Raw genomic sequence first — 20775 nt, 5'->3', positions numbered from 1 at the left:
TGGCACGGCGGTGAGCGTACCGGGCGTACCGCTCGGCGGGCCAAGCGAGGGGCCGCGGCGGTTCTGGTTCCCGGGGTCGGGGGTGATCGTTGTCACGAGGTGGTTCCTGGTGGCTCGGTGCTCGGTACGGGGTCAGGGCTTGAAGGTGACCGGCAGGGCGGCGGGGGCGGCTCCGGTGGGCGGGACCTGGAGGCTCTTCAGGGAGAACTCCATGACCTGCTTGAAGACGGGCCCGCAGATCTGACCTCCGAAGTAGCTGCCCTGGGTGGCGTTCTGGATGACGCAGTAGACGGTGATGCGGGGCTTGTCGGCGGGGGCGAAGCCGGCGAAGGACGAGGTGTAGCCGTGGTACTTCCCCGTGGCCGGATCCACCCGGTTCGCCGTACCGGTCTTGCCCGCGACCCGGTACCCCGGAATGCGGGCCTTGGTACCCGTGCCCTCCTCGTCGTCGACGACCGACTCCAGCATCTGCGCGAGGGTCTTCGCCGTCTTCTCGCTGACGACCCGTGTCCTCTCGGGCTCGGGTGCGGGGGTGAAGCGCCCGTCGGGTCCCTTGGAGCCGCGGACGAGGGTGGGTTCGACACGGACGCCGCCGTTGGCGATGGTCGAGTACACGGAGGCGGCCTGCATCGCGTTGATGGACACGCCCTGGCCGAAAGGGATCGTGTACTGCTGCGAGGTGGACCACTGGTCGGGCGGGGCCAGGATGCCCTTGGTCTCGCCGGGGAAGCCCAGCCCGGTGTGGCTGCCGAGGCCGAACTTGCGCAGGTAGTCGTACAGCACCTTGTTGGCCTGGGACTGCGTCTTGCCGAGCTGGCCGGTGGCGAGGATGGTGCCGATGTTGCTGGACTTGGCGAGGACGCCGTTGAGCGTCAGGTACCAGGTCGGGTGGTCGATGTCGTCCTTGAACAGCCGGTCGCCGCGGTGCAGCCGGTTGGGCACCACGACATGGGTGCCGGGGGTGGCGGCCTTCTCCTCCAGCACGGCCGCCATGGACAGCACCTTGGCCGTGGAGCCCGGTTCGAAGGCGTCCTGGAGGGCCGCGTTGCCGAGCGTCCCGGGGTCGGCGTCGGACAGGTCGTTCGGGTCGAAGCCGGGGGCGTTGGCCATGGCCAGGACCTCGCCGGTGCGGGTGTCCTGCACGATGACGTAGCCGCGGTCGGCGGCGGACTCCTCCACCTGCTTGCTGATGGCGTTCTGCGCCGCCCACTGGATGTCGCGGTCGATGGTGAGCTCGATGTCGTCGCCGGGCACGGCCGGGGTCTCCGTGGAGCCCGCGGTGGGCACCAGACGACCGCCGGACTGGGCGTAGCGGATCTTGCCGTCCTCGCCGGCCAGCCGCTTCTCGAGCTGGAGCTCGACGCCGCCGCTGCCCTTGCCCTCGGCGTTGACCCAGCCCAGTATCCCGGCGGCGAGTTCGTTGTTGGGGTACACCCGCTTGCTGGTCGGCACGGAGAAGATGCCGGCCAGCACGTTGACCGTCGACGGGTCCGTCTCGGACTTGGCGGCGAGGGCGGACCTGAGGTCCTTGATCTGCCTCCAGACCTGCGGGGTCTGCCGCCCGGCCAGCTTCACGTAGCGCAGCGCCGGGTTGTCCGGCCGCAGCTTGCGGACCAGGTCCTCCGGGTCGGCGCCGAGGATCGGGGCGAGCAGCGCCGCGGCCTGCTCGGGCCCGTCGTCGATCTTCAGCTCGTCCGGGGCGAACATCGTGGGATCGGCGGTGATGTCGTAGGCGTCCTCGCTGGTGGCGAGGGCCACGCCGTTGCGGTCGGTGATCTCGCCGCGGTCGGCGGCCAGCACCTGCCCCACGTAGCGGTTGCGCTCGGCCTTGCCGGCGTACGTGCTCGCGTCGACGGCCTGGACCTGCACCAGGCGGACGACGAACGCGAGCATGACGAGGGTCAGGCCGACGCCGACCAGGCGCAGCCGGGGGCGCGGGCTGCCCAGCCGGATGGTCTTCGGGGCGCCGGGGCGCGGTCCGCCGGGTCCTCGGGCCGGGCGGGCGCCGGGGCCGGTGCGTCCGCGGGCGGCCGGACGGACGGGCCGGGCGGGTCCGGGCACCCGGCGGCGGGGCGGTTGCCTGTCGGACACTTCCGTCACCTGCCGGGGGTCGTGGCGTGCGGGGAACGGGGGGCGGACTGCGGCGACGGCGGCGGGGCCGTCGCCGTGGCGAGCGCCTCGGGCGCGAGGACGAGGGGTGCGCGGGCGGCGGAGGCCGCGCTGGGCACTCCCTTGACCTTGCCGTCGGGGCCGAGGAAGGCGGGGTCGCCGCCGGGCACCATGCCGAGTTCGCGGGCGCGGCGCTGGAGGGCGTCGGGGGCGGAGTAGGCGTCGATGTCGCTCTGCAGGGCCTGCTCCTCGTCCGTGAGCTCCTTGGTCTCCCGCTGGAGGTCGTCGAGGCGGAACGCGCCCTCGCTGAGCGCGGAGTTCAGCACCAGCAGGCCGATCAGACCGCCGCCGAGGAGCAGGACCACGAGGAGCACGAACGGGGTGCGCGCCGCCTGGGCGCGGCCGGTGGGCAGGAGGTGCGCGAGCCGGGCCGCCCTCCCCCGCAGCTCGGGCCGCCCCTTCAGTTCGGGTTTCCTGGTCACTCACGCTCCCCTGAGTCCGCTCGTCCCGCACGTCCGCCCGGCCGTCACCCGCTGTCGGGCCGGCCCGTGCCTCACCGGAGCCGCCTCACCCGACGTCCTCCCGGATGCGCTCCGCGCCGCGCAGCCGCGCGGGGGCCGCACGGCGGTTCTCGGCGATCTCCTCCTCGGTGGGAAGTTCGGCACCGCGCGTGAGCAGCTTGAGCCGCGGCTGGTACTGCTCGGGGACGACCGGGAGTCCGGGCGGGGCGGTGGTGGCGGCGCCCGCCGCGAACACCTGCTTCACCAGCCGGTCCTCCAGGGAGTGGTACGACAGCACGGCGATGCGGCCGCCGACGTCCAGGGACTTCACGGCCGCGGGGATCGCCCGCTCCAGCACCGACAGCTCGCCGTTGACCTCGATCCGCAGGGCCTGGAAGGTGCGCTTGGCCGGGTTGCCGCCGGTGCGCTTGGCGGCCTGCGGCAGCGCGTCGCGGATCAGCTCGACCAGGCGGGCGCTGGTGGTGAAGGGCTCCTTCTCACGCTCCCGGACGATCGCGGCCACGATCCGTTTGGCCTGCTTCTCCTCGCCGTAGGCGCGCAGGATGCGGACCAGCTCGCCGGGCGGGTAGGTGTTGAGGACCTCGGCGGCGCTGACGCCGGTCGTCTGGTCCATGCGCATGTCGAGGGGGGCGTCCTGGGCGTAGGCGAAGCCGCGGTCGGCCTCGTCGAGCTGCATGGAGGACACCCCGAGGTCGAACAGGATTCCCTGCACGCGCGGGACGCCGAGGCGGCCGAGGACGTCGGGGAGCTCGTCGTAGACGGCGTGCACCAGGGTGGCCCGGTCGCCGAAGGGGGCGAGCCGCTCGCCGGACAGGCGCAGCGCCTCCTTGTCGCGGTCCAGGGCGACGAGCCGGGCCTCGGGGAAGCGGCCGAGCAGCGCCTCGCTGTGGCCGCCGAGGCCGAGCGTGCAGTCGACGACCACCGCGCCGGGGCGCTCGAGGGCGGGCGCCAGCATGTCCAGGCACCGCTGGAGCATCACCGGGACGTGTCGACTAGCGCTCAAGGGGCCCTCTCAGATCCGGCGTGACGCTCACGCACCGCCGGTTCCCCGCCCTCCCCGGTGAGGGGGCGGCCGGCGCCGGAGGCGTCGGCCGGGCGGCGGCGGGAGAAGGCCGAGCCGTACGTACGCGCCGCGCACGCGGGAGATCCCCTGGCCGGCGCCGGGGGATCCGGGGAAGTCACTGCAGCGGGCCGTCTCATCTCCCGCTTCGCGTCACTTTAGTCCACGGCCCGGCCCGGTCAATCAACCGGACTGCGCGTCGCGGCCCGTGCGGGTCAAGAGGCGGATCGGGCACATCACCCGGAGGCAGGGGGTCACACCACTCCTGTGGGTTACCTCACACCAAGCATCGCTGACGTTCTTTGTCGCCTTTCACAACGGGCTCGACGCCCCCGTGACCAGTACCGTCAGGAGTATGACGACTTCTGCATCCGTGCCCGCGGGCTCCGGGAACAGCACCGCGGGCTCCGGCACCGTGACCGACCGACTGGTCGAAGCCAACGAGCGTTACGCCTCCGCGTTCACCGATCCGGGCATGGACGCGCGCCCGGTGCTCCACGTCGCCGTGGTGGCGTGCATGGACGCCCGTCTCGACCTGCACGACGCGCTCGGCCTGGCGCTGGGCGACTGTCACACCATCCGCAACGCCGGCGGTGTGGTCACGGACGACGTGATCCGCTCACTGACCATCAGCCAGCGGGCGCTGGGCACCCGCAGCGTCGTCCTCATCCACCACACCAACTGCGGTCTGGAGTCCCTCACCGAGGAGTTCCGGCACGACCTCGAGATGGAGGTGGGACAGCGTCCGGCGTGGGCCGTCGAGGCCTTCCGGGACGTGGACCAGGACGTTCGCCAGTCGATGCAGCGGGTGCGGACCTCGCCGTTCCTGCTGCACACCGACGACGTGCGCGGGTTCGTCTTCGACGTGAAGACGGGTCTGCTGCGCGAGGTCGACCCCGTCTGACCGGCCGCCCGTCCCGGGCCGGCCGTACCCGGAGAGCCGTCGAACGTCGTAAGAGCTGACATAACGCTGTCAGTTGTCCACAGGCGAGTGACACGAAACGGTAACGGCGGCAAGAATGCGGAAGTGGTGTCACGCGGAACTAATTCCGCGTGGCGCCCGTGATTCGGGGTGGGCCGGTCCGCGGGGTACGGGATCGGCCGGCACATGTGGGGAACCCCCCGCTCATCGCCGAGCGGGGGTAAGGCCGAGGAGGGCCGGGTGACGACCTATGACGATCGTGCAAGCCATGGGGGCGCCCCCGACCGGGCATACGGAGCGGTCGGGGAGGACCTGACCGCCGTCGTGGAGCGCGTGCGCGGTTCGGTGGAAGGCGTGATCGAGGGGAAGCCCGAGGTCGTGAGGCTCTCGCTGACCGTGCTGCTCGCCGAGGGACATCTGCTCATCGAGGACGTCCCGGGAGTCGGCAAGACGATGCTGGCGAAGGCACTGGCGCGGTCGATCGACTGCTCGGTGCGGCGTATCCAGTTCACACCGGACCTGCTGCCCTCGGACATCACCGGTGTGTCCATCTGGGACCAGCAGCGCCGTGACTTCGAGTTCAAGCCGGGCGCGATCTTCGCGCAGATCGTCATCGGCGACGAGATCAACCGCGCCTCGCCGAAGACGCAGTCCGCGCTGCTGGAGTCGATGGAGGAGCGCCAGGTCACCATCGACGGCAAGACCTACGAACTGCCCAGCCCCTTCATGGTGGTGGCGACGCAGAACCCGGTCGAGATGGAGGGCACCTACCCGCTGCCGGAGGCCCAGCGCGACCGCTTCATGGCCCGCGTGTCGGTGGGCTACCCGAGCGCGGAGGCCGAGCTGCAGATGCTCGACGTGCACGGCGGCGTCTCCCCGCTGGAGGACCTCCAGCCGGTGGCGCACGCGCACGACATCGTGAAGCTCATCGAGGCGGTGCGCGGCGTGTACGTGGCCGAGCCGATCCGGCGGTACGCGGTCGACCTGGTCGCCGCCACCCGTACGCACCCCGACCTGAGACTCGGCGCGTCGCCGCGCGCGACGCTGCATCTGCTGCGGGCGACGAAGGCGGCGGCCGCCCTGGCGGGCCGTGACTACGCGCTGCCGGACGACGTGCAGGCGCTCGCCGTGGCCGTGCTCGCCCACCGCCTGCTGCCCACCGCCCAGGCCCAGCTCAACCGCCGCACCGCCGAGCAGGTGGTGCAGGAGATCCTCCAGCGCACCACGGTGCCCGCGGCGGCCGGCCAGCCCGCCGGGTTCGGCCTGGGCCGCGGAGGCTACGGCCAGCAGCCGCCCCGGAGGCTGTGATGAGCACCGCCGGCGCCGTCCACGCCGACGACGACCGGGGTGACCGGAGCGGGCTCAGGACCGCCCTGGCGGGGCTCACCACCCGGGGGCGCTCCTTCCTTGCGGCCGGGATCGCGGCCGCGATCTGCGCGTACGTGCTCGGGCAGAGCGACCTGCTGCGGGTCGGCCTGCTGCTCGCGGTGCTGCCGCTGGTGTGCGCGGCCGTGCTCTACCGCACCCGCTACCGGGTCGCGGGCAGCCGCCGCCTCTCCCCCGGCCGGGTGCCGGCGGGCACCGAGGCACGCGTGCACCTGCGCATGGACAACGTCTCCCGGATGCCCACGGGCCTGCTGATGCTCCAGGACCGGGTGCCCTACGTGCTCGGCCCGCGCCCCCGGTTCGTGCTGGACCGGATGGAGGCGGGCGGGCGCCGTGAGGTGTCCTACCGGGTCCGCTCCGACCTGCGCGGCCGCTACCCGCTGGGCCCGCTCCAGCTGCGGCTGTCCGACCCGTTCGGGATGTGCGAGCTGAACCGCTCGTTCTCCTCGTACGACACGCTGACCGTGACGCCCCGGGTGGAGGCACTGCCGCCGGTGCGGCTGTCCGGCGAGTCCAAGGGGTACGGCGACGGGCTGCAGCGTTCGCTGGCGCTGGCCGGCGAGGACGACGTGATCCCCCGCGGCTACCGCTACGGCGACGACCTGCGCCGCGTGCACTGGCGCTCCACCGCCCGCTACGGCGAGCTGATGGTGCGCCGCGAGGAGCAGCCGCAGCGTGCCCGCTGCACGGTGCTGCTGGACACCCGCGCCATCGCCTACGAGGGCGCCGGGCCGGACTCGCCGTTCGAGTGGGCGGTGTCGGGCGCGGCCTCGGTGCTGGTGCACATGCTGGAGCGGGGCTTCTCGGTACGGCTGCTGACGGACACCGGCGACTCGGTGCCCGGCGAGGGCGCGGACGGCTTCTCGGGGGTGCACCAGGAGTCGGCGGACGCGGCCGGGCTGATGATGGACACGCTGGCCGTCGTGGACCACTCCGACGAGGAGGGCCTGTCCCGCGCCTACGACGTGCTGCGGTCCGGCGGCGAGGGGCTCCTGGTGGCGTTCCTCGGCGACCTGGACGACGAGCAGGCCGCGGTGCTGGCCAGGATGCGGCAGCGCAGCGGCGGCGCCGTGGCGTTCCTGCTGGACAGCGACGACTGGCTGCGGGAGCCGTCCGACGTGCCGGGCCCCGGGGAGCGGCCGGGCGAGGAGCATCTGCGGATGCTGCGCGAGTCGGGCTGGACGGCCGTGGCCGTGCCGCGGGGCGCCTCGCTGGAGCGGCTGTGGCGGCAGGCGGACCGTGAGCGCTCGGGCCTGGTGGCGGCGAGCGGTGGGGAGGGACCGTGATCAGCTCACTGGCCAGGCTCACGGTGCGCGCGTGGGCGGCCACCCTGCTGGCGGCCTGTGCCCTGCTGCCGCTGGTGGAGTCGACCGTCTGGATCCTCCAGGCGGCGCTGCTGCTGGGCGTGCAGGCGGGTGTGGGCGCGGCGGCGCGACGGGTGCCGCTGGCGCGGCCGCTGACGGTGGCGGCGCAGGTCGTCGTCACGCTGATGCTGCTCACGCTGCTGTTCGCCCGGGAGCAGGCCGTCGCCGGGCTGATACCCGGCCCCGACGCGCTGCGCTTCTTCGGGCAGCTGCTGGAGCAGGGCGGACAGGACGTCAACCGGTACGCGATACCGGCGCCCCTGAGCGACGGCATCCGGCTGATGCTGATCGGCGGGGTGCTGGTCATCGGCCTGCTGGTGGACGTGCTCGCGGTGACCTTCCGCAGCGCGGCCCCGGCCGGGCTGCCGCTGCTCGCCCTGTACTCGGTGGCCGCGGGCCTGACGGACAACGGCATCGAGTGGCTGTGGTTCCTGCTGGCCGCGGCCGGCTATCTGATGCTGCTGCTCGCCGAGGGCCGGGACCGGCTCTCGCAGTGGGGCCGGGTGTTCGCCGGGCAGCCCCGCGGCCGGAGCCGGGAGACGCCCGGCGGGCCGGCGCCGGCCCGGTTCGGGCACCGCATCGGGGCGGTGGCGCTGGGCATCGCCCTGGTGGTGCCGCTGGCGCTGCCCGCGATGGACGGCGGCCTGCTCGGCCCGAACGGCCGGGGCGTGGGCGCGGGCGTCGGCGGGGGCGGCACGATCTCCGCGGTGAACCCGCTGGTGTCGTTGCGCGACTCGCTGAACAACAACGACGACCGCGCGGTGTTCTCGGTGCGCACCGAGATGGAGAACACCTCGGACCTGTATCTGCGCATCGTGTCCCTGGACGACTTCGACGGCACCACGTGGAAGCCGTCGAAGCGGGCGATCACCCAGGTGCCCGAGGGCTTCCCGGCCCCGCCGGGGCTCGGCTCCGACGTGGAGTTCAGCGAGGTCGGCACGTCGGTCTCGGTCGCGAAGTGGTACGGCCAGACGTGGCTGCCGATGCCGTACCCGCCGAGCCGGGTGAGCGTGCAGGGCGACTGGCGGTACGAGCCGGTCGGCATGACGCTGGTCGGCGACCACGGGCAGAACACGCAGGGCCTGACGTACGAGGTGCGCAGCCTGGACGTGCGTCCCACGGCGGCGCAGCTGGCCGAGGCCCCTGAGCCGCCGGCCGGCCTGCTGCGCGAGTACACCGACCTGCCCGACTCGCTGCCCTCCGTGGTGGCCGAGACCGCCCGTGACGTGACGGACGGCGCCAAGAGCGACTACGACCGCGCGGTGATGCTGCAGGACTGGTTCACGCTGAGCGGGGACTTCCAGTACGACACCGACGTCGAGGTCGGCAGCGGCTCGCAGGCGATCGCCCGCTTCCTGCAGGACAAGCGGGGCTTCTGCGTGCACTACTCGTTCGCGATGGCGTCCATGGCGCGGTCGCTGGGCATCCCGGCGCGGATCGCGGTGGGCTTCGCGCCCGGTACTCCGCAGGCCGACGGCACGGTCTCGGTCGCGATGCGGGACGCGCACGCCTGGCCCGAGCTGTACTTCGAGGGCGTGGGCTGGACGCGGTTCGAGCCGACCCCGACCCGGGGCTCCACCCCGGACTACACCGTGCAGGACGTCGAGGACAACGGGCCCGCGGATCCGGCCCGTCCTTCGCAGGCCGCGCCCACCGACCCGTCGGCTCAGCCGTCGCGGAGCACGGACTGCCGGGCGGACGGCAGCGACCCGGGGTCCTGCGAGAGCGAGTCGCCGCAGGCGGCCCTGCCGACGGACGGCGACGGCCCGAAGTGGCACGTGGTGCTGCTGTGGGCGCTGGCCGGGCTGCTGGTGCTGGCACTGCCGCTGTCGCCGCTGCTGTGGCGGACGCGGATGCGGGCGGTCCGGCTGGGTGGCCACGGCCGCGCGGAGGAGGACGTCGCCCCGCGGGTGCTGGCCGCCTGGGAGGAGCTGACGGACACGGCCTGGGATCACGGGATCGTGCCGGACGAGTCGCTGACCCCGCGCGGGGCGGCCGACCGCATCGTGCGGTCGGGCGGGCTCGAGGGGGATGCGGCGGCGTCGGTGCGGAGGCTGGCGGGGGCGGTGGAGCAGGTGCTGTACGCGCCCCGGCCGCGGCCGGTCGCGGGGCTGGCGGAGGATGTGCGGCGCGCGGGCGCGGCGTTGCGGGACTCGGCGTCCCGGGTGGGGCGTGTGCGGGCGGTGCTGGTGCCGCGGTCGGCCGTGCGGGTGGTGTGGGCGGTGTCCGACCGCTGGATGTCCCTCCGGGACCGTGTGATCGCCCTCCGCCCCGACTGGCACCTGCCTACGCGCCAGCGGGGCTGAGGCCTCATCGGCGGCTGCGGGCCGCCGGGGGCCGTTCGCGCAGTTCCCCGCGCCCCTGAAGGCGCTGCAGTGGCAGCGCCCCAAAGGGGCACGGGGAACGGCGCGAGCAACCACGACAGACCCGCAGGACGCACACCAGGGGCGCGGGGAACTGCGCGAACGGCCACGACGTACCCGCAGGACGCACACCAGGGGCGCGGGGAACTGCGCGAGAACCACGACGGACCCGCAGGTTCACCACAGGGGCGCGGGGAACTGCGCGAGAACCACGACGGACCCGCAGGTTCACCACAGGGGCGCGGGGAACTGCGCAGAAAACCGCCACGCACCCCGCAGGGGACCCGCAGGGACGACTCAGGGGTGCCCACCGTGCTGGTGGACACCCCTGAACCGAAAGACTACGTAGGCCTCAGTGGCCGCCGCCCTGCTCGTCGCGCCGGCGCTGCCACCGCTCCTCGATGCGGTTCATCATCGAGCGCCGCGCTCTGCCCTGACGGCCCGCCCGCGGGGCCGCTGCCGCCCCCGCGGCCTGCTCACCCGGCTTGGGCGCCTTGCGCCACCCGGTCACCGCGAGTACGGCGCACCCCAGCATCACGAGGAAACCCACGACGCTGAGCCACACCTGCTGGGCGACCATACCGGCCATGAGGAGCGCAATACCTACGAGGAAGCCCGCGACCGCCTGGTAGACCCGTCGCCGGGTGTACGTACGCAGCCCGCTTCCCTCGAGCGCCGTCGCGAACTTGGGATCTTCGGCGTACAGCGCTCGCTCCATTTGCTCGAGCATGCGCTGCTCGTGCTCCGAGAGCGGCACGGAGTCCTCCTCATCGTGCAGTCGCCGGGGCGACCCGGGGGGTCCCTTCAGGATAGGCAGGGAATCGCCCCCGTGAAACCCGCCCCTCTGCGCCAATTGCCAACCGGTGTCCGCCATCACGCGCCGGCCCGCTGAGGCTGTCATTCCCCGGCGGCCGACCCGTCATGCCGGGCGGTCTCCCTCGATCATACGGCTCCGAGCCGCCATTCGGGGGGCCTGTGGCACAGTCCATGCGCCCCGGGGCCGCCGGACGCGCCGCTGATCAGCGCCGTGTAACGGACGACCGCTCACGCCCCGTCGGCCTCTCCCGCCTCACCGAGCACATGGAGCTGCGTGGCCACGGAGTGGAACGCGGCGAGCTCGGCCGCGGCGGCCTCCAGCTTCAGCAGCGCCTCCTGCGCCCCGGGCTCGGTGTCCACCAGCACCCCGGGGACGAGGTCGGAGAACACGCGGACGCCGTGCACCGCGCCGACCTCCAGCCCCGCGCCGCGCACCAGCCCCGTGAGCTGCTCGGCGGTGAAGCGGCGCGGTACGGGATCGCCCTCGCCCCATCGGCCGTTCGGGTCGTCGAGGGCCTGCCGGGCCTCCGTGAAGTGGCCGGCGAGGGCGCGGGCGAGGACCGCGCCGCCCAGGCCGGCGGCGAGCAGGCTGAGGACGCCCCCGGGGCGCAGGGCGGCCACCGTGTTGCGCACGCCTTCCGCCGGGTCGTCGACGTACTCCAGGACGCCGTGGCACAGCACGACGTCGTAGCCGCCGCGCTCGGCGACGTCGAAGAGGCCGCGGGCGTCGCCCTGCACGCCGTGCACCCGGTCGGCGACGCCCTCCTCGGCGGCACGGCGCTCGAGGGCGAACAGGGCGTTGGGGCTGGGGTCGACGACGGTCACGCGGTGCCCGAGCCGGGCCAGGGGCACGGCGAAGTTGCCGCTGCCGCCGCCGGTGTCGAGGACGTCCAGGGCCTGCCGTCCGGTGGCCTTGACCCTGCGTTCCAGGGCGTCCTGGAGGACGTCCCAGACAACGGCGGTACGGAGAGCGGCGCGGGGGCGCATCGGGTCCGACACGGTGGTGACTCCTCGGCGGGGCACCGCCTGGGGTGGGGCGGGGCGATCGGGTTTCAGGCGCTGTCCACCCTATGGCCTGCGCGGCGGCCCGCCGTCACCCGGTCGCCCCCGGGTCAGCCCGCGTCGGGCAGGTCGCCGCGCGGGGCGGTGTCCGCGCCGCCGTCCTGGTCGGGGCGAGGCTGGGGCAGCACCGGCTGGAGCACCAGCATCCGCTCGACCAGGCGCAGGAACATCGCCACGTCCCGGATCAGGTCGTCGGCGTCCCGCCCGGTCGCCGCGCCCTGGATGCCCGCCTCGGCACGGGCCCGGCGCCCGGCGCCGGAGGCGAAGAGGGCGCTCCACTCGGCGAGTTCGGGCGCGATCTCCGGGAGGACCTCCCACGCGCTTCGTATCTTGGCCCGTGCCCGGGGCGAGGTCTCGGGCCTGCCCCGGGCGGCGAGCACGGCGGCGGCGGTGCGCAGGGCGGCCAGGTGGGCCGTCGCGTAGCGCTCGTTGGGGGTGTCGAGGACGGCGGCCTCGTCGAGTCCGGCGCGGGCCTGGGCGAGCAGGTCGAGGGCGGCGGGCGGGGCCGCGGCGCGGCGCAGGACGGGGTGGATGTCGCCGGCCGGGCCGTTGTTCAGTGAGGGGGCAGGGCCGGCTGCGCGGCGCCGGCGTGCGGCTGCTGCGGACGAGTGGGCCATGACGAACCTCCTGTCGTCTTCGTGACGGCACGCCATGAGGCGAGTGCCGTATGTGCACATCGTGCGGTATGGCACTGACAATCCGTTCTGACCTGCGACGTTGCCTCGGTCGCCCGTTCGAGCTAACTTTTGCACTGACCAGTCAGTTCAAAAGAAGCCACATGTTCCAGGGGGATTCGTGGACGATCCGAGCGGACTCGCCGTCGCGGTCGACGGCCTCGGCCTGAAGGGGCCGCGGGGGTGGGCCTTCCGCGACGTGTCGGCCGACGCCCGGCCCGGCGCGCTGATCGCGGTGGCCGGGCCGTCCGGCACCGGCCGCACCTGCCTGCTGCTCTCGCTCACCGGACGCATGAGGCCGACGGAGGGGCGGGCCGCCGTGGGCGGTATGGAACTGCCCCGGTACATGGCCGCCGTACGCCGCCGCAGCGCCCTGGCGCACGTGACCGGGGTGACCGACCTCGACCCGTCCCTCACCGTCGCCGAGCATCTGCGCGAGCAGGAGCTGCTGCGGCGCCGCTTCGGGGACGCGCTCCCCCGGCCCCGGCAGCTGCTGCGCCCGCGCGCGGAACGGCTGCGGGAGCGGCGCCGGCACATCGACGAGGCGCTGGCCACCGCCGGGCTCGACCTGGCCGCCCTGCCCAAGCGCGAGCGCACCGCGGTGCGGGACCTGGAGCGGGTGGAGGCGCTGCGGCTGTCGCTGGCGCTGGCGTTGCTGGGGCGTCCCCGGCTGGTCGGGATCGACGACACCGACCTGAAGCTGTCGGCCGCCGAGCGGGAGGAGGTGTGGGAACTGCTGCGGTCCGTCACCCGCACGGGGGTCACCGTGCTCGCCGTGTGCAGCGAGCCGCCGTCCGACGCGGTGGTCGTCCGCACGGGCGCGGACCGGTCCGCAGACGCGGGGACCGGCTCCCCCGCCGCCCCCACAGGCGAGGATCCCGACGACTCCCCCGCCACCACGAACGCCACCCCCGAGGAGACCGACGCGGCACCGGAGACCGGGCCCACCGACCCGGCCACCCCCCACGAGAAGGAGGCCGACGATGCGATCGCCGCGACTGGCCGCTCTTGAGCTGCGGCGTTTCGGCCGCGGCACCCTCCCGCGGGCGGCGCTCGTCGCCCTGCTGGTGCTGCCCCTGCTCTACGGCGCCCTCTACCTGTGGTCCTTCTGGGACCCGTACAGCCGTCTCGACCGGATCCCCGTGGCCCTGGTGAACGAGGACGAGGGAGCCACGGCGAACGGCAGGCGGGTCACGGCCGGCGACGACATCGCCGAGGGACTGCACGACAGCTCCGCCTTCGACTGGCGGGAGGTGAGCGAGGAGGAGGCCCGGCGCGGGGTCGAGGACGGCACGTACTACCTGTCGCTCACCGTTCCGGCCGACTTCAGCCGCCGTGTCGCCTCCAGTTCGGGCGACTCCCCCGAGGCCGGCGCCCTCCAGGTGCGCACCAACGACGCCAACAACTACATCGTCGGGCAGATCTCCCGCACGGTCTTCGGTGAGGTGCGGCGGGCCGCGTCCACCAAGACCTCCCGGTCCTTCCTGGACCAGATCTTCGTCTCCTTCTCCGACCTGCACGGCGAGACGGTGAAGGCGGCCCGGGGCGCGGACAAGCTGAACGGGGGCATCGGAAAGGCCGAGAAGGGCTCCAAGGACCTCGTCGACGGGCTGAAGGACGCCCGCGCGGGCAGCGGCAAACTGTCCAAGGGCCTGAAGGACCTGCACAAGGGCGCGGGCACCCTGGAGGACGGGGCGGGGAAGGTCGCCGACGGCACACGTCGGCTCGCCGAGAAGGTGAACGCGCTGGACGCGGAGGCGGGCCCGTTCCTGAAGAAGAACGAGAAGGCCATCGGGGAGACGGCACGCTTCGTCGCCGACACGGCGGGTCAGCTGCGCGACGACCTGGAGGCGCTGACGGAGAAGGCGCCCGCCGCCGCGAAGGACGCCCGTGAAGCGCTGGGCACCATGGAGGCGCTCCACCGCGAGCGCTGCGAGGACACGGACGAGCCGGACCCGGCCTGCCCGGAGCTGAAGAAGGCCAAGGAGGCGGTGGCGACCGCCTCCTCCGTCGCGGACGACGTCGGCGACCTGGTCACCGGGCACCGCGCGGACCTGAAGAAGCTCGACGGTCATCTCGCCACCCTGGAGAAGCAGGCGCGCGCGCTCGCCGCCCGCGCCCCGCATCTCTCCGAGGACCTCGACGACGCCGTCAGCAAGATCAACAAACTGAACACCGGCGCCGGCAAGGTCGCCGCGGGGGCGAAGAAGCTCAACAAGGGGCTCGCCACCGCCGAGACCGGCGCCCTCGACCTGGACAAGGGCGTCAGGAAGCTGAAGACGGGCGCGGACGATCTGAGCGGCGGGCTCTTCAAGCTGGTCGACGGCTCCGAGGAGCTGGCGGGCGGTCTCCACGAGGGCGCCGAGCAGATCCCCGACTACGACAAGGCCGAGCGCGACGAGCGCACCGAGGTGATGGCCGACCCGGTGCGGCTGGTCAGCCACGACCTGCACAAGGCGCCCAACTACGGCACCGGCTTCGCCCCGTACTTCATCCCGCTGTCGCTGTGGGTGGGCGCGATGGTGGCGTACATGCTGATCGCGCCGATGAATCGGCGGGCGCTCGCGGCGGGCGCCTCCGCCTGGCGGATCGCGCTGGCGGGCTGGCTGCCGGTGGTGGCGATCGGGGTGCTGCAGACGGTGGCGCTGATGTCGGTGCTGCACTGGGGGCTGGGGCTGCGGATGGCGCGGGCGGCCGGGACGGTGGGCTTCCTGTTCCTGGTGACGGCCTGCTTCGCGGCGCTCGTGCAGTGGCTGAACGCCCGCTTCGGCGCGGCCGGCCGGATCCTGGTGCTGGCGCTGCTGATGCTCCAGCTCACCTCGGCGGGCGGCACGTACCCCGTGCAGACCAGTCCGGGCTTCTTCAACGCGCTGCACCCGTTCCTGCCGATGACCCATGTCGTGGAGGCGCTGCGGCGGCTGATCTCGGGCGGCGGTCTCGGGCCCGTGTGGACGGCCTGCGCGGTGCTGGCGGCCTTCACCGCCGGCGCGCTCGCGCTGACCGCGCTGTCGGCCCGCCGCAGGCAGGTGTGGACGCTCTCCCGGCTGCATCCGGAGCTGAGCCTGTGAACCGGCCGGCCGGAGCTCCTGTGAGAATCAGGGCCATGGAACGCAGCAGCACCACGCCGGGCGGCAGCGCCCGCCGCGAGGCCACCCGGCAGAAGCTCTACGAGGCGGCCGTCACGCTCATCGCCGAACAGGGGTTCTCCGCCACCACCGTGGACGAGATCGCCGAGCGGGCGGGCGTCGCGAAGGGCACCGTCTACTACAACTTCGCGAGCAAGTCGGTCCTCTTCGAGGAGCTGCTGCGGCACGGGGTCGGCCTGCTGACCGCCTCGCTGCGGGAGGCGGCCGAGGGGACGGAACAGGAGGGCGGGAGCAAGGTCGACGCCCTGGACGCCATGATCCGGGCGGGACTGGTCTTCATCGACCGCTACCCGGCCTTCACCCAGCTGTACGTGGCGGAGCTGTGGCGCACCAACCGGGCCTGGCAGTCCACGCTGATGGTGGTGCGGCAGCAGGCCGTGGCGGTGGTCGAGGGGGTGCTGCGCGAGGGCGTGGCGGCCGGGGAGTTCAGCGAGGAGATCGACGTCCCGCTGACGGCGGCGGCGCTGGTGGGCATGGTGCTGGTGGCGGCGCTCGACTGGAAGTCGTTCCAGCCCGAGCGGTCCCTGGACGACGTGCACGCGGCGCTGTCGCGGCTGCTCCAGGGCCGGGTCAGCGGCCGCGGCCAGTAGTCACCGGCGCCGGACACGCGAAGGCGCCGGTCCGTCGGTGGCCGCGTCCCCCGCGGGCCACCGGCCGGGCCGGCGCCTCCCTGTTCCCCACGTCCCCCCGTGGAACCCCCGTCGCGGTCGTTCCCCCGGGTTCCCCCGTGCCTCGCTCCCGCCGACGGCGCCGGCGGAAGGAGCGGATCGCGGGCCGGTCCCCGTTCCGGCACCCCGTGTCGCCGGTTCCGTGGGCCCGGGCCCTCTCTCCGTGGTCTCCACTCTCCCGTTCCCACCGGCCGCGGCCCATCCGCCGCCGTACTCATCTCGCCGGCTAGGTACCTGTACTCACGCCTGCGCACGCGGGCCCACCACGGCGCGCGTCCGCGCGGTCACGCTGCGGGGGCGCGGACACTCGGGGCCGGGCCCCTGACCGGCGGCGGATAAAGTCCCTGACATGGCACGGATTGCGGTGATCGGCGCCGGTGCGGGCGCGCTGGCGGCCGCCGCCCGGCTGGCCGTCGCGGGCCACCGGGTGGCGGTGTACGAGCGGACGGAGACGTACGGCGGCGCGCTGCGCCGCCGGGAGCGGGACGGGTTCGCCTTCGACACGGGCCCCGGGCTGCTGCCGCTGCCGGCCGTCTACCGGGACCTGTTCGTGAAGACGGGCCGGGAGCCGCTGGAGGAGTGCGTCGAGCTGGTGCAGGCCGACCCGTCGTCGCACCACGTCTTCGCGGACGGCACCGAGGTCTCCCTGCCGAACGCCTCCCGCGCGGGCGTGGTCTCCGCGGTGGAGGAGGCGCTGGGCGCGGACGCGGCGCGGCGCTGGGGCGACTTCCTGGTGCGGGCCCGCGAGGCCTGGGACCGGGCGCGCCGCCCGCTGCTGGAGGAGCCGCTGTGGCCCAACTGGCGGGTGCTGGCCGGGCGCGAGCCCTACCCGGCGGTCCCGCACCGGCGGCTGCTGCGCGTGCGCCAGGCGGCCACGCTGGCCGAGGTCGGCGAGTGGGAGCTGCGCGACCCGCGGCTGCGGGCGCTGCTGGAGAGCCACGCCCTGGCGTTCGGCCTGGACCCGCGGACGACGCCGGCGAGCGCGGCGGTGCTGCCGTACATGGAGCACGCCTTCGGCACCTGGTACGTGCGGGGCGGGCTGCGGGAGCTGGCGCGGGCGATGTACGAGCGGTGTCTGGCCCGCCGGGTGGAGTTCCGGTTCGGCGCGGAGGTCACCGCGGTGCGGGAGAAGGACGGCCGGGCGGCGGGCGTGGAACTCGCCGACGGCACGGCGGTGGAGGCGGACCTGGTGGTCGCGGGGGTCGGTCCCGGGCCGCTGGAGCGGATGTGCGGCACGCGGCTGCGCGGTGAGGGCGAGGTGCCCGCCCGGCGGGACGGGGCGAGCCGGACGACGGTGCTGCTGGCGCTGCGCGGTGCCCGCCCGGAGAGCACCCCGCACCGGACGGTGGTGCACACCCGGGACCGTGCGGCGGAGCTGGACGCGCTGTCCGGCGGCGGGCTGCCCTCCGAACCGACCGTGACCGTGCTGCGGCCGGACGATCCGGCGCTGGTGCCGGACGCCGGGCACGAGGCGGTGACCGTGACGGCGGTGGCGCCCCCCGGGGCGGACGGTGCCGAGGAGTTCGCGGAGCGGATGATCACGGCCGCCGCGCGGGCGGTGCCGGACCTGCGGGACCGGCTGCTGTGGCACGAGGTGCGCACGCCCGAGGACGTCGAGCGGGAGACGGGCGCGGAGGGCGGCGCTGTGCCGGCGCCGGCGCTCGCCGCGGCGGACGGCCGGTTCCTGCACGCGTCCAACACCACGCGGCTGCCGGGGCTTTTCACCGTCGGCGGCTGGTCGCACCCCGGCGGCGGGCTGCCGCACGCGGGGATGTCGGGGGCGCTGGTCGCCGGACTGGTCGTGGAGGGGCCGGACTTCCGCGGCTCCCAGTGAACTCGGGCCGCGTCACGGGCGGTTGAGGGCGTCCTCGGCCGCCCGTGGCCGCCCGTCCGCTCAGTAGCGGTACTGCTCGTCGTACCCGTTGCCCTGGGCGCCCTGCTGCTGGCCGCCGTCCTGGTACGGGTACTGCTGCTCGGGCGGGAGTTCGCCGCCGTACGGGTCGTCGGCGCTGCGCTGCTGCGGCACCCACAGGCCGCCGGCCGGGGTCTCGCCGCCGTAACCGCCCGTGGCGTACGGGTCCTGGGCCGCGTAGCCCTGCTGGGCGTACTGCTGGTCCGTGTAGCCCGTGTCGTACGTGCCGCCGCCGTAGGTGGTGTTGCCGATGTACGGGTCGGAGTACGCGGCGTACTGCTGGCCGGTGTCGTAGCCCTGCTGCTGCCCGTAACCCGAGTAGTCGTAGGCGTAGTTGGGGTCGGCGGTCTGCGCGGTCGCGGCGTACTGGTCCTGGCCCGCGTACTGGTCCTGACCCTGGCCCGCGTACCCCTGGTCGCCGTAGACGCCGTAGGACCCGGTGTCGTCGGGCATCGGCTGCGGCTCGTAGACGGCGGTGGACTCCGCGGCCGTCTGACGGTCGGCGGCGGGCGTGAAGACGTCGTCGCGGTCGTATTCGTCGTCGGCGCCGTAACCGGCCGTCACGGGGCCGGTGTCGAACGCGTCGGCGCGGTCGCCGGACGCCTCGAGGTCGGTGACCTCCAGTGTCGGCTCGTCGCGGCGCCCCTTCACGGCGGACAGCATCGGCGCGTTGACCGCCCAGCCGGCCTGGAAGCCGCGGCGGAACGACAGCGTGACGTAGGTCTGCCCGACGGCGAAGGCCGCGGCGCCCAGTCCGATCACCACCACGGACGGGATCAGCACGCCGAACACGACGCCGAGGAACCCGACGAAGGCGAGCAGCCGCCAGCGCAGGCGCGCCTTGTACTGCAGGAGCACCTCACCCAGCAACCACAGCGCGACGATGCCGAACGCGATGTAGAGGACCGTCCAGCCCATGTACGCCCCTCTCCCAGTGGTCGTTACGCAGTGTGTCGTATGCGCGTGCGACCGGTCTAGGCCTGCGGCGGGTGGTGCAGACCCAGGTTCTCGTAGATTTCCAGCGTCGCCGTGGAGTTGTTGAGCGTGATGAAGTGCAGACCGGGCACTCCTTCGGCCAGCAGCCGTGCGCAGAACTCCGTGGCGAAGTCGATACCGATGGAGCGTACCGCCGCCGGATCGTCCTTCGCTGTGAGGATCCGCTCTTTGAGGGCGTCGGGGAACACCGCATTACTGAGCTTTGGCAACCGTTCCAGCATCTTCACGCTGGTCACAGGCATGACCTCGGGAATCACGGGCGTCTCGCAGCCCGCCGCGTCGACTCGGTCACGCAGCCGCAGGTACGACTCCGGCTGGAAGAACATCTGGGTGATCGCGTAGTCGGCGCCGGCCCGGCACTTGTCCACGAAGTGGGCGACGTCGGTGTCCCAGTCCGCGGACCGCGGGTGCATCTCGGGGAAGGCGGCGACGCCCACGCAGAAGTCTCCCGACTCCTTGATGAGCCGCACCAGTTCGGCCGCGTAGGTGAGGCCCTGGGGGTGCGGGACCCAGTCGCCCATCGGGTCGCCGGGCGGGTCGCCGCGCACGGCCAGCATGTTGCGGATCCCGGCGTCGGCGTACTGGCCGATGATGTTGCGCAGCTCGGCGACGGAGTGCTCCACCGCCGTGAGGTGGGCGACCGGGGTGAGGGTGGTGTCGGCGGCGATCTGCTCGGTCGCCTTGACCGTGCCGGCCCGGGTGGAGCCGCCCGCGCCGTAGGTCACGGAGACGAAGCTGGGCGCGACGGCCTCGATCCTGCGGAGCGCGTTCCAGAGGTTCCGCTCGCCCTTCTCCGTCTTGGGGGCCCAGAACTCGAACGAGTACGTCGCCTTCCCGCTGGCGAGCATGTCGCGCACGGTGCGTGCGCGGTCCGTCCTGGTGGATGCGGTTCCGAGGGCCATACGGGCAGGGTAGCCACGGGTGGGCGGACCCCCAACCAGAAGCGGGATATTTGTCTGATTTGCCGACTTGGCGTCCACAGTGTGGACAAACTTGAGACGCGCTGGTCCCGGCGGGCCGGTCGCTCGTCAGCCGGCGTCCGCCGCCTCCCGGACGCGCCTGGACAGCTCGGCGGCGGCGGCGCCCGGGTCGTCCGCCTCGGTGAGGGCGCGGACCACGACCACCCTGCGGGCGCCGGCGTCCAGCACCTGGTCGAGGTTGGCGAGATCGATGCCGCCGATCGCGAACCACGGGCGGTCGGTGCCGAGCCCCGCGGTGTACCGGACGAGGTCCAGGCCGGGCGCGGGGCGGCCGGGCTTGGTGGGGGTGGGCCAGCAGGGGCCGGTGCAGAAGTAGTCCACGCCGGGCTGGACGGCGGCCGCGGCGGCCTCGTCCTCGGCATGGGTGGACCGGCCGACGAGTGTGTCGTCGCCGAGGATCGCCCGGGCGGCGGGGACGGGCAGGTCGCCCTGGCCCAGGTGGAGGACGTCGGCGCGGGCCGCGTGCGCGACGTCGGCGCGGTCGTTGACCGCGAGCAGCTTGCCGTGCCGGGCGCAGGCGTCGGCGAAGACCTCGAGGTGCTCGAGCTCTTCGGCGGCCTCCATGCCCTTGTCGCGGAGCTGCACGATGTCCACGCCGTGGGCGAGGACGGCGTCCAGGAAGTCGGGGAGGTCGCCCTGACGCTTGCGGGCGTCGGTGCAGAGGTAGACGCGGGCGTCGGTGAGGTGGGTGCGTGGGGTGTGGGTCATGGGTTCCCCCCGGGGTTCGGGTCGCGCTGCGGGCAGGCGGGCTCGTCGGCGGAACCCTATGTCGTGCCTGGCGGCACGTGGGATCCGG

Annotated in this window: 17 protein-coding genes; 8 read left to right on the top strand and 9 right to left on the bottom strand. The window is 73.7% G+C overall.

The window, feature by feature from the left end:
• Positions 1-132 precede the first annotated feature (132 nt).
• From ACQZOG_RS08185 to rsmH, 3 genes are all read right to left on the bottom strand, one after another.
• Positions 133-2091: a peptidoglycan D,D-transpeptidase FtsI family protein gene (locus tag ACQZOG_RS08185; RefSeq protein ID WP_286159537.1), complete on the bottom strand. Its 1959-nt coding sequence runs from the start codon at positions 2089-2091 to the stop codon at positions 133-135.
• 5 nt (positions 2092-2096) lie between these two features.
• A complete protein-coding gene (locus ACQZOG_RS08180; protein ID WP_033272995.1) occupies positions 2097-2591 on the bottom strand; it encodes a septum formation initiator family protein in 495 nt (164 codons plus the stop codon).
• An 85-nt stretch (positions 2592-2676) separates the two neighbouring features.
• Entirely contained in the window at positions 2677-3633 is a 957-nt protein-coding gene (gene rsmH / locus ACQZOG_RS08175) for a 16S rRNA (cytosine(1402)-N(4))-methyltransferase RsmH (protein WP_078492793.1), read from the bottom strand.
• 412 nt (positions 3634-4045) lie between these two features.
• On the opposite strand from rsmH, the gene ACQZOG_RS08170 reads away from it, so the two are divergent.
• From ACQZOG_RS08170 to ACQZOG_RS08155, 4 genes are all read left to right on the top strand, one after another.
• Positions 4046-4594 (top strand): beta-class carbonic anhydrase, encoded by a 549-nt coding sequence (locus ACQZOG_RS08170; RefSeq protein ID WP_033272993.1) that lies wholly within the window; start codon positions 4046-4048, stop codon positions 4592-4594.
• 258 nt (positions 4595-4852) lie between these two features.
• Positions 4853-5920, top strand: coding sequence for an AAA family ATPase (locus ACQZOG_RS08165; protein ID WP_033272992.1), 1068 nt, complete (start codon positions 4853-4855; stop codon positions 5918-5920).
• Positions 5920-7284 carry a DUF58 domain-containing protein gene (locus ACQZOG_RS08160; protein ID WP_033272991.1) on the top strand — a complete coding sequence of 455 codons (1365 nt, stop codon included), beginning with the start codon at positions 5920-5922 and terminating at the stop codon, positions 7282-7284. Before ACQZOG_RS08165 ends, ACQZOG_RS08160 begins: the two co-directional genes overlap by 1 nt.
• Positions 7281-9668, top strand: coding sequence for a transglutaminase TgpA family protein (locus ACQZOG_RS08155; protein ID WP_430741412.1), 2388 nt, complete (start codon positions 7281-7283; stop codon positions 9666-9668). Before ACQZOG_RS08160 ends, ACQZOG_RS08155 begins: the two co-directional genes overlap by 4 nt.
• Positions 9669-10077: 409 nt before the next feature.
• Here the strand turns inward: ACQZOG_RS08155 and ACQZOG_RS08150 are convergent, their stop codons facing one another.
• From ACQZOG_RS08150 to ACQZOG_RS08140, 3 genes are all read right to left on the bottom strand, one after another.
• Positions 10078-10482: a DUF3040 domain-containing protein gene (locus ACQZOG_RS08150; protein ID WP_033273162.1), complete on the bottom strand. Its 405-nt coding sequence runs from the start codon at positions 10480-10482 to the stop codon at positions 10078-10080.
• A gap of 287 nt (positions 10483-10769) precedes the next feature.
• Positions 10770-11540: a methyltransferase gene (locus tag ACQZOG_RS08145; RefSeq protein ID WP_033272990.1), complete on the bottom strand. Its 771-nt coding sequence runs from the start codon at positions 11538-11540 to the stop codon at positions 10770-10772.
• Between the two features lie 113 nt (positions 11541-11653).
• The gene (locus tag ACQZOG_RS08140; RefSeq protein ID WP_033272989.1) at positions 11654-12220 is read right to left on the bottom strand and encodes an SAV_6107 family HEPN domain-containing protein; all 567 of its coding nucleotides are present in this window, start codon (positions 12218-12220) and stop codon (positions 11654-11656) included.
• A gap of 178 nt (positions 12221-12398) precedes the next feature.
• On the opposite strand from ACQZOG_RS08140, the gene ACQZOG_RS08135 reads away from it, so the two are divergent.
• From ACQZOG_RS08135 to ACQZOG_RS08120, 4 genes are all read left to right on the top strand, one after another.
• Positions 12399-13289: an ATP-binding cassette domain-containing protein gene (locus ACQZOG_RS08135; protein ID WP_261674891.1), complete on the top strand. Its 891-nt coding sequence runs from the start codon at positions 12399-12401 to the stop codon at positions 13287-13289.
• Entirely contained in the window at positions 13261-15345 is a 2085-nt protein-coding gene (locus ACQZOG_RS08130; protein ID WP_430741411.1) for a YhgE/Pip family protein, read from the top strand. The genes ACQZOG_RS08135 and ACQZOG_RS08130 overlap by 29 nt, the downstream gene beginning before the upstream one ends.
• 35 nt (positions 15346-15380) lie before the next feature.
• The gene (locus ACQZOG_RS08125; RefSeq protein ID WP_033272986.1) at positions 15381-16013 is read left to right on the top strand and encodes a TetR/AcrR family transcriptional regulator; all 633 of its coding nucleotides are present in this window, start codon (positions 15381-15383) and stop codon (positions 16011-16013) included.
• Positions 16014-16440: 427 nt separating this feature from the next.
• Entirely contained in the window at positions 16441-17925 is a 1485-nt protein-coding gene (locus ACQZOG_RS08120; protein WP_430741410.1) for a phytoene desaturase family protein, read from the top strand.
• Between the two features lie 60 nt (positions 17926-17985).
• Here ACQZOG_RS08120 and ACQZOG_RS08115 read toward each other — a convergent pair whose 3' ends face one another.
• The 3 genes from ACQZOG_RS08115 to thiE form a co-directional block, all read right to left on the bottom strand.
• On the bottom strand, positions 17986-18921 hold the full coding sequence (locus tag ACQZOG_RS08115) for a hypothetical protein (RefSeq protein WP_193454755.1): 936 nt from the start codon (positions 18919-18921) through the stop codon (positions 17986-17988).
• 56 nt (positions 18922-18977) lie between these two features.
• On the bottom strand, positions 18978-19901 hold the full coding sequence (gene metF, locus ACQZOG_RS08110; protein WP_051747602.1) for a methylenetetrahydrofolate reductase [NAD(P)H]: 924 nt from the start codon (positions 19899-19901) through the stop codon (positions 18978-18980).
• Positions 19902-20027: 126 nt separating this feature from the next.
• The gene (gene thiE / locus ACQZOG_RS08105) at positions 20028-20687 is read right to left on the bottom strand and encodes a thiamine phosphate synthase (protein WP_058915956.1); all 660 of its coding nucleotides are present in this window, start codon (positions 20685-20687) and stop codon (positions 20028-20030) included.
• Positions 20688-20775 lie beyond the last annotated feature (88 nt).

It is taken from the genome of Streptomyces sp. P13-3-3 (genome assembly GCF_050571355.1).
Classification (GTDB): Bacteria; Actinomycetota; Actinomycetes; order Streptomycetales; family Streptomycetaceae; genus Streptomyces; species Streptomyces althioticus.
Note: the sequence above shows the minus strand (reverse complement) of the source record. Positions and strands in the feature narration are given on the sequence as shown.

Bases quoted from the DNA above. Each gene is read 5' to 3' on its own strand.
- ACQZOG_RS08170 (WP_033272993.1), top strand. From the start codon at position 4,046: ATGACGACTTCTGCATCCGTGCCCGCGGGCTCCGGGAACAGCACCGCG.
- ACQZOG_RS08130 (WP_430741411.1), top strand. From the start codon at position 13,261: ATGCGATCGCCGCGACTGGCCGCTCTTGAGCTGCGGCGTTTCGGCCGC.
- thiE (WP_058915956.1), bottom strand. From the start codon at position 20,687: ATGACCCACACCCCACGCACCCACCTCACCGACGCCCGCGTCTACCTC.
- metF (WP_051747602.1), bottom strand. From the start codon at position 19,901: ATGGCCCTCGGAACCGCATCCACCAGGACGGACCGCGCACGCACCGTG.
- ACQZOG_RS08160 (WP_033272991.1), top strand. From the start codon at position 5,920: ATGAGCACCGCCGGCGCCGTCCACGCCGACGACGACCGGGGTGACCGG.
- ACQZOG_RS08140 (WP_033272989.1), bottom strand. From the start codon at position 12,220: ATGGCCCACTCGTCCGCAGCAGCCGCACGCCGGCGCCGCGCAGCCGGC.
- ACQZOG_RS08120 (WP_430741410.1), top strand. From the start codon at position 16,441: ATGGCACGGATTGCGGTGATCGGCGCCGGTGCGGGCGCGCTGGCGGCC.
- ACQZOG_RS08115 (WP_193454755.1), bottom strand. From the start codon at position 18,921: ATGGGCTGGACGGTCCTCTACATCGCGTTCGGCATCGTCGCGCTGTGG.
- ACQZOG_RS08125 (WP_033272986.1), top strand. From the start codon at position 15,381: ATGGAACGCAGCAGCACCACGCCGGGCGGCAGCGCCCGCCGCGAGGCC.